The organism is Caballeronia sp. GAFFF2, from assembly GCF_023631485.1.
Lineage (GTDB): Bacteria > Pseudomonadota > Gammaproteobacteria > Burkholderiales > Burkholderiaceae > Caballeronia.
The window spans coordinates 286,572-299,290 of record NZ_JALQDA010000009.1; the positions used below are offsets into that span (position 1 = coordinate 286,572).

A 12,719-nucleotide genomic window follows, 5' to 3' on the forward strand; every position below is an offset into this window, starting at 1 on the left:
CCCGATGACGCCAATCACCCACTCGCCACGCATTGCGATGGTCGCGGGCGAGCCTTCCGGCGACCTGCTCGCGGCGTCGCTGCTTCAAGGTTTGCAAGAAAGGTTGCCTGCCGATACGCGTTACAGCGGCATCGGCGGTCCGCGCATGACCGCGGCGGGCTTCGAAGCCCACTGGCCCATGGACAAGCTGTCCGTGCGCGGCTATGTCGAAGCGCTGCGCCATATTCCCGAAATTCTCGGCATTCGCAACGAACTAAAGCGGCAACTGCTCGCGGAGCCGCCGTCGGTGTTCATCGGCGTCGACGCGCCCGATTTCAATTTCGGTCTCGAAGAGCCATTGCGTGCAGCGGGCATTCCGACGGTGCACTTCGTCTGCCCGTCGATCTGGGCGTGGCGCGGTGGCCGCATCAAGAAGATCGTGAAAGCGGTCGATCACATGCTGTGCGTGTTTCCGTTCGAAATCGCGTTGATGGAAAAGGCGGGCGTGGCGGCGAGTTATGTCGGCCATCCGCTTGCCGATGAAATCCCGCTCGAACCGGATGTCGCCGGCGCGCGACGCGAACTCGGTATCGCACAAGGCGGTCCGGTGATTGCCGTGCTGCCGGGCAGCCGCCGCTCGGAGATCGCGCTGATCGGCCCGACCTTTTTCGACGCCATGGAACTCATGCAGTTGCGCGAGCCTGGCGTGCGCTTTCTGATGCCGGCCGCGAATCCCGCGTTGCGCGAGCTTCTGCAGCCGCTCGTCGATGCGCATCCGAGTCTCTCGCTGACGATTACCGACGGCCGTGCGCAAACCGCCATGACCGCCGCGGACGCCATCCTCGTGAAAAGCGGCACGGTCACGCTCGAAGCCGCGCTGCTCAAGAAGCCGATGGTCATTTCCTACAAGGTGCCCTGGCTCACGGGTCAGATCATGAAGCGTCAGGGCTATCTGCCCTATGTCGGCTTGCCGAACATTCTCGCGGGGCGCTTCGTGGTGCCGGAGATCCTGCAGCACTTCGCCACGCCCGAAGCGCTCGCCGACGCCACGCTCAAACAGTTGAACGACGAAGCGAACCGCCGTACCCTGACGGAGATTTTCACGGACATGCATATCGCGCTGCGTCAGAACACGTCGCAGAAGGCGGCCGACGCGGTCGCGCGAGTGCTGCAAACGCGGAGAGCCGGATAATGGCGCGTGAGACAAAGGCGGTGCGGGCGACACTCCAAAGCGGGCTGGACTTCAGTTCGCCTTTCGACATCGTCTGTGGCGTGGATGAAGCGGGGCGCGGTCCGCTGGCGGGGCCGGTCGTGGCCGCCGCGGTGATCTTCGATCCCGCGAAGCCACGCATCAACGGTCTCGACGATTCGAAGGCCTTGAGCGCGAAACGCCGCGAGGAGCTTTACGAGAAGATCGTCGATCGCGCGCTTGCTTTTTGCATCGCGTCGGCAAGCGTCGAGGAAATCGACACCATCAACATCCTGCATGCTTCCATGCTCGCCATGAAGCGCGCGGTCGAAGGGCTTGCGGTTGCGCCGACGCTCGTGAAAGTGGACGGCAACCGCTGCCCGACGCTGTCGATCCGCTCGGAAGCCGTGATTGGCGGCGACGCGCTCATCAAGCAGATTTCGGCGGCATCGATTCTGGCCAAGGTCACGCGCGACCGCATGCTGCTGGAATTGCACGACGTTCATCCTGTCTACGGATTCAACGCGCACGCGGGCTACGGCACGCCGCAACATCTGAAAGCGCTTCATGAGCATGGGCCGTGCGAGCATCATCGGCGTTCGTTCGCGCCGGTGCGCGAGGCGCATATCCGTTTCGGCTCGATGCTGCCGGCCATCGCGCCCGAGGTGCTGCAAGCCGCCGCGACCATCAACGACGACCCCGATGCACGCGCGTTCTGAATCTTGAAATCGATCACCTCGCGGGACAACCCGCTCTACAAGCGTCTCAAGGCGCTCGCCGGTTCGACCGCGCAGCAGCGCCGCAGCGCTCACGCGCTCCTCGAAGGGCTCCACCTCGCTTCAGCCTATCTCGACGCCGCTGACCAGCCGGAAACCTGTGTCGTGACCGAAGGCGCGCTCTCCCATGCCGAAGCGCGGGAGATCGTCGCGCGCATGGAGGAAAAACGTGTGATCGTGCTGCCGGATGCGCTCTTCGGCCAATTGTCGAGCGTCGTGCACGGCGTTGGCATGTTGTTGCTCGTTGAGAAGATCGATGCCGCGCTGCCCGACCGCGTCGAGGCAACCTGCGTGATTCTCGACGGCATTCAGGACGCGGGCAACGTCGGTTCCATTTTGCGCAGCGCGGCGGCGGCGGGTATCACGCGCGTTTTCTGCGCGCCGGGAACGGCTTACGCGTGGTCGTCGAAGGTCTTGCGCTCGGGCATGGGCGCACACTTTCTGCTCGATATCTTCGAGGATGTCGAACCGGCAAACCTGATTGCGCGCCTGGATGCGCCCGTGACCATCACCGACTCACATGGCGCGGTCGCGCTTTACGATTGCGATCTCGTGGGTCCGCTCGCATGGGTCTTCGGCAACGAAGGCGCGGGCGTGTCGCAGGTCTGGCGCGATGCAGTCACGCATCGCGTGACGATTCCACAGCCGGGCGGCATGGAATCGCTGAACGTGGCGGCTGCGGCGGCAATTTGTCTTTTCGAACAATGCCGCCAGCAGCGGCGCTGATCAGTAGTACGACGGCCGCTCCGGCTTGATCTCCTGCAGAATCGTGGTGGCGATTTCCTCGATCGACTTGTGTGTCGATGAAAGCCATTTCACGCCTTCGCGCTTCATCATTGATTCGGCTTCGTTGATCTCGTAACGGCAGTTTTCGAGCGCCGCGTACTTGCTGCCCGGCCGGCGCTCGTTGCGAATCTCCGAGAGCCGCTGCGGGTCGATGGAAAGACCGAACATCTTCTCGCGATGTTCCAGCAAGGGCGTCGGCAGTTTGCCGCGCTCGAAATCTTCCGGAATCAGCGGGTAGTTCGCCGCCTTCACCCCGTATTGCATTGCCAGATAGAGGCTCGTCGGCGTCTTGCCACTGCGCGAGACGCCCACGAGAATCACGTCCGCTTCCGTGAGATTGCGGTTGGATTGACCGTCGTCGTGCGCGAGCGAGAAGTTGATGGCCTCGATGCGGTTCTTGTATTCCTCGGTATCCGCGTTCTGGTGGACGCGGCCCATGGCGTGCGTCGACTTGATTTCCAGTTCGTGTTCGAGCGGCTCGATGAAGGTCTGGAACATGTCGAGCACGAGCGCATTGCAGCCCTTGACGATCTCGTTCGACGCGCTGTCGACGAGCGTCGTGAAGACAATGGGCCGCCGTCCGTCCAGTGACACCACTTCGTTGATCTTCTCGACGGTCGCATGCGCCTTGTCGATCGAGTCGACGAAAGGCACGCGCACCAGCCGGAATTTCTGGTCGAACTGGGCGAGGATCGAATGCGCGAACGTCTCGGCGGTGATTCCTGTACCGTCGGAAACGATGAATACGGATGGCGGCATCGGCGATATGGGGAACGAGTTGGAAGGCACGTGCGCGAAGGTAACGCGCGAGCACGGGAGCGGAAAAGGCCTGTGTTAAGGTAACTGGGTTCGGGGTGTGCGCCGCCGAACCATCGGGCGTCAAAGACCTCGATTTTGCCGTCTATTTGCTGATTATGCCGGGACAAAATTGAGAAATGGCACGGTAGAATAGCGGCAACCTGTTCGATAAGCAATTGCGTATGGATTGATTGGGATTTTCGTCAAAAAGAGGTTGCTTCGCTTATTTTTGCTTCAAAGAAGCATGAATCCGAGCAGTTTCAGACGTCCCTATCCATACCGCGATGGCTTATCAAACAGTTTGTACGAGATGCGTCTCGCGCTTCCAATGAGCGCCGCCGCATATGAGCCCACTCGTGCGATCGTGAATTTCATCCACCTTAGGGGCTTGTATGACTAACGCAGTTAATGTTGCGAACGATGTCGCAAAGGATCAGGCGTATGTAGTTCCATTCGAGCAGTTGCGAATGACCGACGTGGAAATCGTCGGTGGCAAGAATGCGTCGCTCGGCGAGATGATCAGCCAGCTTTCCGAAGCTGGCGTTCGCGTGCCCACGGGCTTTGCCACAACTGCACTCGCGTTTCGCGATTTCCTGCATCACAACAATCTGACCGAACGCATTGCGAAGCGTTTGGAGACGCTCGACGTCGACGACGTGAAGTCGCTCGCCGAAGCCGGTAAGGAAATCCGCCAATGGATCGTCGACGCGCCCATGCAGCCGCGTCTCGAAGACGAAATCCGTCGTGGGTTCGACGTCCTCCAAAACAGCTCGCCCGAAGAGCTTTCGTTCGCCGTGCGTTCCTCGGCGACCGCTGAGGATTTGCCCGACGCATCGTTCGCGGGTCAGCAGGAGAGCTATCTGAACGTCGTCGGCATCGAAGACGTGCTCGACCGCATGAAGCACGTGTTCGCGTCGCTGTACAACGACCGCGCCATTTCTTATCGCGTCCACAAGGGCTTCACCCACGCTGAAGTCGCGTTGTCGGCGGGCGTGCAACGCATGGTCCGTTCGGACGTGGGCGCAGCGGGCGTCATGTTCACCATCGACACGGAATCGGGCTTCAAGGAAACCGTGTTCATCACGTCGAGCTACGGTCTCGGCGAAACGGTGGTGCAGGGCGCGGTGAATCCGGACGAGTTCCACGTCTTCAAGACCACGCTCGCGCAGAACAAGTATCCGATCATCCGCCGTTCCATCGGCTCGAAGCTCATCAAGATGGAGTTCACGAAGGCCGGCGAAGCGGGCCGCGTGAAGACGGTGGACGTGCCGCACGAGCAGCGCAACCGCTTCTCCATTTCCGATGAAGACGTGATCGAGCTCGCGAAGTACGCGGTGATCATCGAGAAGCACTATCAGCGTCCGATGGACATCGAGTGGGGCCGCGACGGTCGCGACGGCAAGATTTTCATTCTCCAGGCGCGTCCGGAAACGGTGAAGAGCCAGGCCGCGGGCAAGGCCGAGATGCGTTTCAAGCTGAAGGGCCAGTCGAACGTGCTGACCACGGGCCGCGCAATCGGCCAGAAGATCGGCGCGGGTCCGGTGCGCGTGATTCACGACCCGTCGGAAATGGAACGTGTGCAACCGGGCGACGTGCTCGTCGCCGACATGACCGACCCGAACTGGGAACCGGTGATGAAGCGCGCATCGGCCATCGTGACGAATCGCGGCGGGCGCACGTGCCACGCGGCGATCATCGCGCGTGAATTGGGCGTGCCGGCAGTGGTTGGCTGCGGCGACGCAACGGACTTGCTGAAGGACGGCGCGCTCGTCACGGTATCGTGCGCGGAAGGCGACGAAGGCAAGATCTACGACGGCCTGCTCGAAACCGAAGTGACCGAAGTGCAGCGCGGTGAACTGCCGAAGATTCCGGTCAAGATCATGATGAACGTCGGCAATCCGCAACTTGCGTTCGACTTCTCACAGTTGCCGAACGCGGGTGTGGGCCTGGCGCGGCTCGAATTCATCATCAACAACAATATCGGCGTGCATCCGCGGGCTATTCTCGAGTACCCGAATATCGACGCCGATTTGAAGAAGGCCGTCGAAAGCGTTGCGCGCGGTCATGCGTCGCCGCGTGCGTTCTACGTCGACAAGCTGACCGAAGGCATCGCCACGATCGCGGCGGCGTTCTATCCGAAGCCCGTCATCGTGCGTCTGTCCGACTTCAAGTCGAACGAGTACAAGAAGCTGATCGGCGGTTCGCGCTACGAGCCGGACGAAGAAAATCCGATGCTCGGTTTCCGCGGCGCATCGCGCTATATCTCGGACGACTTCGCCGAAGCGTTCCATATGGAATGCATCGCGCTGAAGAAGGTGCGTGAAGACATGGGACTCGACAACGTCGAGATCATGGTGCCGTTCGTGCGCACGCTGAAGCAGGCGGAGCGCGTGGTCGGTCTGCTCGACAAGTTCGGGCTCAAGCGCGGCGTGAACGGCCTCAAGCTCGTGATGATGTGCGAAGTGCCGTCCAACGCGATTCTCGCCGAAGAATTCCTGCAGTTCTTCGACGGCTTCTCCATCGGTTCGAACGACTTGACGCAGCTTACGCTCGGCCTCGACCGCGACTCCGGCATGGAACTGCTCGCCGCCGACTTCGACGAACGCGACGAAGCCGTGAAGTTCATGCTGAAGCGCGCAATCGAGACGTGTCTGCGGCTCAACAAGTACGTCGGCATTTGCGGTCAGGGCCCGTCGGATCACCCGGACCTCGCCGAATGGCTGGCAAAGCAGGGCATCGAATCCATGTCGCTGAACCCGGACACCATCATTGACACCTGGCAGCAATTGGCGACTACTTTGTCAAAATAAGTAAGCCGTGCCTTTCCATGTGCTGACGGAGAGGCGCATCATGCTATAAAAAACACCCCGGACCTTTCCGGGGTGTTTTCGTTTGGAGACGAGCATGGCGACGAATGGACTGATCTGGTGGATCGCAGCCGGTGCGTTGATCGTAACGGAGTTGTTTACCGGCACGTTCTATCTGCTGATGATCGCGCTCGGGTTGATCGCGGGCGGTCTTGCGCATGCAATGGGCGCGTTGCCGCACGTGCAGTTCGGCGTGGCGGCGGTCGTCGCGCTGGTCGCGGTCGCTGTGTTGCGGCGTTCGCGCTTCGGCAACTGGAAGCGGCGCGACGCCACGCGCGATGCGGCGGTGAATCTCGACATCGGCGCGACGCTCGAGGTCGACGAATGGCGCGATGGCCGCGCGCGGGCGATGTATCGCGGCGCGCAGTGGGACATCGTGCTGGCGCCGGGCGAGTCGGAAACGGCGCGCTGGTATCGCATCACCGCGCTCGACGGCAGCCGGCTCGTCGTTGCCGCAAAAGGCTCCTGAGCGCAAACCGGTCGAAACTCGATCAACAAGAACCCAAGGAGTAGAAAATGATTTTCGCGCTAGTCTTGCTCGTCATCGCAATCGTGATTGTGGTGAACACGGTCAAGATCGTTCCGCAGCAGCACGCATGGGTGCTGGAACGTCTCGGCCGCTATCACGCGACGTTGACGCCGGGCCTGAACATCGTGCTGCCGTTCATCGACCGCATTGCGTACAAGCACGTGCTCAAGGAGATTCCGCTCGAAGTGCCGAGCCAGGTCTGCATTACGCGCGACAACACGCAGTTGCAGGTGGATGGCGTGCTGTACTTTCAGGTCACGGATGCCATGAAGGCGTCGTATGGATCGAGCAACTTCGTTTTTGCCATCACGCAGCTATCGCAGACGACGTTGCGTTCGGTCATCGGCAAGCTGGAACTGGACAAGACTTTCGAGGAGCGCGATTACATCAACCAGAACATCGTCGCTTCGCTGGACGAAGCCGCGTCGAACTGGGGCGTGAAGGTGCTTCGCTACGAAATCAAGGATCTGACGCCGCCGAAGGACATCCTTCACGCGATGCAGGCGCAGATTACCGCCGAGCGCGAGAAGCGGGCGTTGATCGCGGCATCCGAAGGGCGCAAGCAGGAGCAGATCAACATTGCTTCCGGCGCGCGCGAGGCGGCGATTCAGAAGTCCGAGGGCGAGCGTCAGGCGGCGATCAACCAGGCGCAGGGCGAGGCAGCGGCCATTCTCGCGGTGGCCGAGGCGAACGCGCAAGCCATCGAGAAGATCGGCGCGGCGATTCAGACGGCGGGCGGCATGGAAGCAGTGAACCTCAAGGTCGCCGAGCAGTATGTCGGCGCGTTCGGCAATATCGCGAAGGCGGGCAACACGCTCATCGTGCCGGGCAACATGTCCGACATGGGCTCGATGATCGCATCGGCGCTCGCTATCGTGAAAGGCGAGGGCGGGGGCGGCATCATCAGGAAGAGCTAAAGCAGAAGGGGCGCTTTCGGGCGCCCCTTTTTGCATGCGGAATCAACGCGCGGCCGTTCGCATGAGACGCGCGCGTTCGCGGTCCCAATCGCGCTTCTTCTCCGTCTCGCGCTTGTCATGCAGCTTCTTGCCCTTGGCAAGCCCGATCTCGCACTTCACGCGGCCTTCCTTGTAGTGGAAGTTGAGCGGCACGAGCGTATGCCCACGCTGCTCGACCTTGCCGATGAGCTTGTCGATCTGATCGCGATGCAAAAGCAGCTTGCGCGTGCGCACCGGGTCCGGGTTGATATGCGTCGAGGCTTCGGGCAGCGGGCTGATATGCGTGCCAATCAGGTACAGCTCGCCTTGCTTGATGACGACGTAGCCTTCCTTGATCTGCCCGCGGCCCGCGCGCAGCGCCTTGACTTCCCAGCCTTCGAGCACGAGACCCGCCTCGAAGCGTTCCTCGATGAAGTAATCGAAGAAGGCTTTTCTGTTGTCGATGATGCTCATGAATGGAAAGTGCCCAACTCGTTTAAAATCACAATTTTAGCAGCGCGCCGTCTGTGGGACGATCCCATGCGTCCAGCGCAGTTGCCGCCCAATCAAGCCACCCGCCGCGCCCTTTATGGCAGACGTCCAAAAAACAGTATTGATCCGCCATTCAGCGGAAGAAATGTTCGACCTCGTCACCGATGTCGCCGACTACCCCAATTTTCTGCCGTGGTGCGGCGGCGTGGAGATCGGGCGGCAGGACGAGAACGGCATGGAAGCGAAGATCGACATCAGCTTCAAGGGCATCAAGCAGCACTTTGCCACGCGCAACGTGCAAAAACGTCCGACCAGCATCGATATGGTGTTCTTAAGCGGCCCTTTCAAGAAGTTCACGGGCTATTGGCGCTTCACGCCCCTGCGCGCGGACGCCTGCAAGATCGAGTTCGCGCTCCACTACGAGTTCTCGAACCTCATTCTGGAGAAGCTGATCGGGCCGGTGTTCAGCCATATTGCCAACACCTTCGTCGATTCCTTCGTGAAGCGCGCGGATCAACGGTACGGCAAGAAATGAGCCTTCGTATCGACGTTTGTTACGGTCTTGCCGATGGCGCGAGCTTTCTCGCGCACCTCGATCTGCGCGAAGGTGCGACGGTGCGAGAGGCCATTGAAGTGAGCGGGGTCTTGAAGCAGCATCCGGAAATCGATTTGTCGACACAAAAGGTCGGCGTGTTCGGCAAGGCCCAGCCGCTCGATACGGCGTTGTCGGACTTCGATCGCGTGGAGATTTATCGGCCGCTCAAGGTCGACCCAAAAACCGCGCGTTTGCGACGGGTGGCGAAGACACGCAAGGCCGGTTCGATCGAAGGCCGCAAGTGGCAGTCGAAAGATTCGCGTTAGCCGGCGCCTTTCAATGCGCAGGCGCTTCCTTGCTAACGCGAGGCGTCACGACGCTGTGCTGACGCACCGACCAACTCACGCCCGCAGTCAGCAAAGCGATGGCGCAGATTTCCGGCACGCGCGGCCAGCGGCCGTCGTAGACAAAGGCATAGAGCAGCGCGAAGAGCGTTTCGAACGCAATCAGCTGACCGGACAGCGTTAGGGGCAAGCGCTTGGCCGCCGCGTTCCACAAGATGTTGCCGACCCACGAACCGCCCGCCGCCAGGGCAAAACTCACGAGCCAGAACAACTGCCAGCGTTCGGGCGACACGGCGGCCTGCACGCTGCCTGCGGGCAACATCCACATGATCGCGCCGAGGATTGCGCCCAGCACGCCCGTCACGATTCCCCACAGCACCGACCATTCGTTGCCGTCGAAACGATGGTTCGCCTGCACGTAGCGCGCGTTGACGACCGCATACCAGGTCCACGCGGCGAGCGCCCCGAGCGCGCATGCGAGGCCGGCAAGACGTGTCGGCACGCTGCTCGTCTCGACGCTGCCATGCTGCAAAAACACGTCGCGAAACACATCCAGATTGATGCACGCGATGCCCGCCAGGATCATCGACAACGGCCCGGCGAGGCGCCGCAATTCCACCGCGCCATCATCGCGCCGCCCCGCGAGCGTGACGGTGGCGGGCAGGATGCCGACGATCAGCGATGTCGGCGCGACGCCGACCAGTTGCACCGCGCTTGCAAGCAGCATGTAGTAAAGAAGGTTGCCGACGAGCGCCAGTTTTACGAGCGCGAGGAGATCGGCGCGCGTGAGCTTGGTCATCAACCGCCGCGCGATAGGCAGCGCCACCGCGAGCGACACGGCGCCATACATCAGATACCGTCCGACGCTCAAAGCAAGCGGCGAGAAATCGGGCAACAGCCGCGGCGCCAGAAAAATGAAACCCCAGATTGCTCCGGCCGACATTCCGTACATCACACCGCGCTGCATCCCGACTCCCTGACCCGCGTCCATTCGATGTAGGCGAGGGTAAAGGCGCGCGCCAGCCACGTCTTGTCTAATTCTGCATATGCCAGGAGCGGTCAGAACGCCCGCACGCCCGGCCCGTAACTTGCATGCGTTTGAGCTAAGCCGCTGTTCGGGCAGTGAAAACCCGAGGAACTATCGGTATAATCTGCTTTTGCGCCCATAGGATTTGCCATGCGTCTGATCCAGAAAGCACTCACGTTCGATGACGTGCTCCTCGTGCCTGCGTTCTCCAGCGTACTTCCGCGCGATACCAGTCTGAAATCCCAGCTGACTCGCAACATCTCCCTGAATGTGCCCCTCGTGTCCGCCGCCATGGACACGGTCACCGAAGGCCGGCTCGCCATCGCCATGGCGCAGATGGGCGGCATCGGCATCGTTCACAAGAATCTCACTGCCAAAGAGCAAGCGCGCGAAGTCGCCAAGGTCAAGCGCTTCGAGTCGGGTGTGGTGCGCGACCCGATCACCGTGCCGCCGGAAATGCGCGTACGCGACGTCATCGCGCTTACGCAGCAGCATGGCATTTCGGGCTTTCCTGTCGTGGAAGGCGCGAAGCTCATCGGCATCGTCACCAACCGCGACCTGCGCTTCGAAGAGCGCATGGAAGAGCCCGTGCGCAACATCATGACGCCGCGCGAGCGCCTCGTGACGGTCAAGGAAGGCACGCCGCTCGCACAAGCCAAGGCGCTGATGCATAGCCATCGCCTGGAACGCGTGCTCGTGGTCAATGACGCGTTCGAACTGCGCGGCCTGATGACCGTGAAAGACATCACGAAGCAGACCGAGAATCCGGACGCTTGTAAAGACGAAGACGGCAAGCTGCGGGTGGGCGCGGCAGTGGGCGTGGGCGCGGACAACGAGGAGCGCGTCGAGCTGCTCGCGGCGGCGGGCGTGGACGTGATCGTCGTCGATACCGCGCACGGCCACAGCCAGGGCGTGCTCGAACGCGTGCGCTGGGTGAAGCAGAACTACCCGAAGGTGCAGGTGATCGGCGGCAACATCGCTACGGCGGCTGCCGCCAAGGCGCTCGTCGAATACGGCGCGGACGCGGTGAAGGTCGGTATCGGTCCGGGCTCCATCTGCACGACGCGGATCGTCGCGGGCGTGGGCGTGCCGCAGATCACGGCAATCGCGAACGTCTCTGAAGGATTGCGCGGCAGCGGCGTGCCGGTGATCGCGGACGGCGGCGCGCGCTTCTCGGGCGATGTCGCCAAGGCGCTTGCGGCTGGCGCGAACGTCGTCATGATGGGCAGCATGCTCGCGGGCACGGAAGAGTCGCCCGGCGACGTGTTCCTGTTCCAGGGCCGCCAGTACAAGGCGTATCGCGGCATGGGTTCAGTCGGCGCGATGAAGGACGGCGCGGCGGACCGCTACTTCCAGGACAACTCGGCGAACATCGACAAGCTCGTGCCGGAAGGCATCGAAGGCCGCGTGGCCTACAAGGGCTCGGTCAACGCCATCCTGTTCCAGGTCATCGGCGGTGTGCGCGCGAGCATGGGTTATTGCGGCTGCAGCACCATTGCCGAGTTGCACGACAAGGCTGAGTTCGTTCAGATCACGGCGGCCGGCATGCGCGAGTCGCACGTGCACGACGTGCAGATCACGAAGGAAGCGCCGAATTACCACGTCGACTGAACATATTGACTAACCCGGGGATCGATCATGAAACCGTTGCTGCGGGCCGTGCTGATCGTCAATGCGCTGATCTTTCTGGCGTTCGGCGTATTGTTCCTGCTGACGCCGTGGACCGGCCTGTACGCCGCGCTGCAACTCGACCCCATCCTCGTTCAGCCCGCCTTCGCCGGGCAATTGCTCGGCGTGGCGTTGCTCGGACTGGCGTGGCTTTCACTGCACGCGGCTATCGACGGCGCGTTGACGGCGCGGGCTGCAAGAGTTTCGGGCCATGTGGAGTGGCTTTCCGGCGTGATCGTGCTGGTCTGGCTGCTTGGGTTGCGCACGCCGGAAGTGGCCGGCTTCGGGCAGGTGAGCGCAACGCTCGTTGGCATCGTGCTCATGGTGCTAGGTCTTGGCAGCGTGCGTTTGTCGTCGGCCGTGCGGCGGCGTGAGCGTCTGGCGGCGGCAGGCAAGGCTTCGGCCACGCGGGCAGAACAGAAGGCGGCGGACAAGCGCGAGCAAGGCATACCGTTGGACACCGCGACACGTCCGTTGGCGCGCGCGCCGGAAGCTACGGCCATCGATCCAGTTTCAGGCCGCACGGTCGATTCGTCCGGGCGTCCGCTTGATACCGCGACGCCGCTGTCTCGCACGCGTATGGACGGCGGCGCGGTCGATCCGGTCACGGGCCGCACGTTCGACCCCGTCGGTGGCCGCGAAATCGATCCGGTGACGGACAAGCGCATCGAGCCTGTAATCAGCGGCGATATCGATCCGGTCACGGGCAGACGCGTCGATCCGCTGACCGGTGCCGATGTTCGCCAGACGCCGCTCTGATGGCGTGCAAACGGCAGATCATCGTCGGGCAGTAC

General features: G+C 62.0%; 13 protein-coding genes. 10 read left to right on the plus strand and 3 right to left on the minus strand.

The window, feature by feature from the left end; genetic code table 11:
• Positions 1-4: 4 nt before the first annotated feature.
• Genes lpxB through NCT04_RS06730 form a run of 3 tightly spaced genes read left to right on the plus strand, consistent with a single transcriptional unit; the run spans position 5 to position 2,670 of the window.
• Positions 5-1,171, plus strand: a complete 1,167-nt coding sequence (lpxB, locus tag NCT04_RS06720) for a lipid-A-disaccharide synthase (protein WP_250464503.1) — start codon at positions 5-7, stop codon at positions 1,169-1,171.
• The gene (rnhB, locus tag NCT04_RS06725) at positions 1,171-1,887 is read left to right on the plus strand and encodes a ribonuclease HII (RefSeq protein ID WP_244827772.1); all 717 of its coding nucleotides are present in this window, start codon (positions 1,171-1,173) and stop codon (positions 1,885-1,887) included. Before lpxB ends, rnhB begins: the two co-directional genes overlap by 1 nt.
• A gap of 3 nt (positions 1,888-1,890) precedes the next feature.
• Positions 1,891-2,670 carry a TrmH family RNA methyltransferase gene (locus NCT04_RS06730; RefSeq protein WP_250464505.1) on the plus strand — a complete coding sequence of 260 codons (780 nt, stop codon included), beginning with the start codon at positions 1,891-1,893 and terminating at the stop codon, positions 2,668-2,670.
• On the opposite strand, the gene ppsR is transcribed toward NCT04_RS06730, so the two are convergent.
• Positions 2,671-3,489, minus strand: coding sequence for a posphoenolpyruvate synthetase regulatory kinase/phosphorylase PpsR (gene ppsR / locus NCT04_RS06735; RefSeq protein WP_244827774.1), 819 nt, complete (start codon positions 3,487-3,489; stop codon positions 2,671-2,673).
• Between the two features lie 431 nt (positions 3,490-3,920).
• Here ppsR and ppsA point away from each other — a divergent pair, with 431 nt between their 5' ends.
• The 3 genes from ppsA (at position 3,921) to NCT04_RS06750 (ending at position 7,841) form a co-directional block, all read left to right on the plus strand.
• Positions 3,921-6,338: a phosphoenolpyruvate synthase gene (gene ppsA / locus NCT04_RS06740; protein ID WP_244827775.1), complete on the plus strand. Its 2,418-nt coding sequence runs from the start codon at positions 3,921-3,923 to the stop codon at positions 6,336-6,338.
• 94 nt (positions 6,339-6,432) lie between these two features.
• A complete protein-coding gene (locus NCT04_RS06745; protein WP_250464507.1) occupies positions 6,433-6,864 on the plus strand; it encodes an NfeD family protein in 432 nt (143 codons plus the stop codon).
• A 47-nt stretch (positions 6,865-6,911) separates the two neighbouring features.
• Entirely contained in the window at positions 6,912-7,841 is a 930-nt protein-coding gene (locus NCT04_RS06750; protein ID WP_244827777.1) for an SPFH domain-containing protein, read from the plus strand.
• Between the two features lie 42 nt (positions 7,842-7,883).
• Here NCT04_RS06750 and smpB read toward each other — a convergent pair whose 3' ends face one another.
• Positions 7,884-8,333 carry an SsrA-binding protein SmpB gene (gene smpB / locus NCT04_RS06755; RefSeq protein WP_250464509.1) on the minus strand — a complete coding sequence of 150 codons (450 nt, stop codon included), beginning with the start codon at positions 8,331-8,333 and terminating at the stop codon, positions 7,884-7,886.
• Between the two features lie 115 nt (positions 8,334-8,448).
• On the opposite strand from smpB, the gene NCT04_RS06760 reads away from it, so the two are divergent.
• Together NCT04_RS06760 and NCT04_RS06765 are read left to right on the plus strand one after the other, a co-directional pair.
• The gene (locus NCT04_RS06760; RefSeq protein WP_244827779.1) at positions 8,449-8,886 is read left to right on the plus strand and encodes a type II toxin-antitoxin system RatA family toxin; all 438 of its coding nucleotides are present in this window, start codon (positions 8,449-8,451) and stop codon (positions 8,884-8,886) included.
• Positions 8,883-9,212 carry an RnfH family protein gene (locus tag NCT04_RS06765; protein ID WP_244827780.1) on the plus strand — a complete coding sequence of 110 codons (330 nt, stop codon included), beginning with the start codon at positions 8,883-8,885 and terminating at the stop codon, positions 9,210-9,212. Before NCT04_RS06760 ends, NCT04_RS06765 begins: the two co-directional genes overlap by 4 nt.
• Before the next feature lie 10 nt (positions 9,213-9,222).
• Here the strand turns inward: NCT04_RS06765 and NCT04_RS06770 are convergent, their stop codons facing one another.
• Positions 9,223-10,197: a DMT family transporter gene (locus tag NCT04_RS06770; RefSeq protein WP_250464511.1), complete on the minus strand. Its 975-nt coding sequence runs from the start codon at positions 10,195-10,197 to the stop codon at positions 9,223-9,225.
• Between the two features lie 210 nt (positions 10,198-10,407).
• On the opposite strand from NCT04_RS06770, the gene guaB reads away from it, so the two are divergent.
• Both guaB and NCT04_RS06780 read left to right on the plus strand, forming a co-directional pair.
• Positions 10,408-11,868 carry an IMP dehydrogenase gene (gene guaB, locus NCT04_RS06775; RefSeq protein ID WP_250464513.1) on the plus strand — a complete coding sequence of 487 codons (1,461 nt, stop codon included), beginning with the start codon at positions 10,408-10,410 and terminating at the stop codon, positions 11,866-11,868.
• 27 nt (positions 11,869-11,895) lie between these two features.
• Complete coding sequence (locus NCT04_RS06780; RefSeq protein ID WP_250464516.1) at positions 11,896-12,684, plus strand: hypothetical protein; 789 nt, start codon at positions 11,896-11,898, stop codon at positions 12,682-12,684.
• The last annotated feature ends 35 nt before the right edge of the window (positions 12,685-12,719 follow it).

What these genes read in the sequence shown, in the direction of transcription:
- NCT04_RS06750 (WP_244827777.1), top strand. Translation starts at nt 6,912, where the DNA reads ATGATTTTCGCGCTAGTCTTGCTCGTCATCGCAATCGTGATTGTGGTG.
- ppsA (WP_244827775.1), top strand. Translation starts at nt 3,921, where the DNA reads ATGACTAACGCAGTTAATGTTGCGAACGATGTCGCAAAGGATCAGGCG.
- lpxB (WP_250464503.1), top strand. Translation starts at nt 5, where the DNA reads ATGACGCCAATCACCCACTCGCCACGCATTGCGATGGTCGCGGGCGAG.
- NCT04_RS06760 (WP_244827779.1), top strand. Translation starts at nt 8,449, where the DNA reads ATGGCAGACGTCCAAAAAACAGTATTGATCCGCCATTCAGCGGAAGAA.
- NCT04_RS06770 (WP_250464511.1), bottom strand. Translation starts at nt 10,197, where the DNA reads ATGCAGCGCGGTGTGATGTACGGAATGTCGGCCGGAGCAATCTGGGGT.
- smpB (WP_250464509.1), bottom strand. Translation starts at nt 8,333, where the DNA reads ATGAGCATCATCGACAACAGAAAAGCCTTCTTCGATTACTTCATCGAG.
- ppsR (WP_244827774.1), bottom strand. Translation starts at nt 3,489, where the DNA reads ATGCCGCCATCCGTATTCATCGTTTCCGACGGTACAGGAATCACCGCC.
- NCT04_RS06765 (WP_244827780.1), top strand. Translation starts at nt 8,883, where the DNA reads ATGAGCCTTCGTATCGACGTTTGTTACGGTCTTGCCGATGGCGCGAGC.
- guaB (WP_250464513.1), top strand. Translation starts at nt 10,408, where the DNA reads ATGCGTCTGATCCAGAAAGCACTCACGTTCGATGACGTGCTCCTCGTG.
- NCT04_RS06745 (WP_250464507.1), top strand. Translation starts at nt 6,433, where the DNA reads ATGGCGACGAATGGACTGATCTGGTGGATCGCAGCCGGTGCGTTGATC.
- NCT04_RS06780 (WP_250464516.1), top strand. Translation starts at nt 11,896, where the DNA reads ATGAAACCGTTGCTGCGGGCCGTGCTGATCGTCAATGCGCTGATCTTT.
- rnhB (WP_244827772.1), top strand. Translation starts at nt 1,171, where the DNA reads ATGGCGCGTGAGACAAAGGCGGTGCGGGCGACACTCCAAAGCGGGCTG.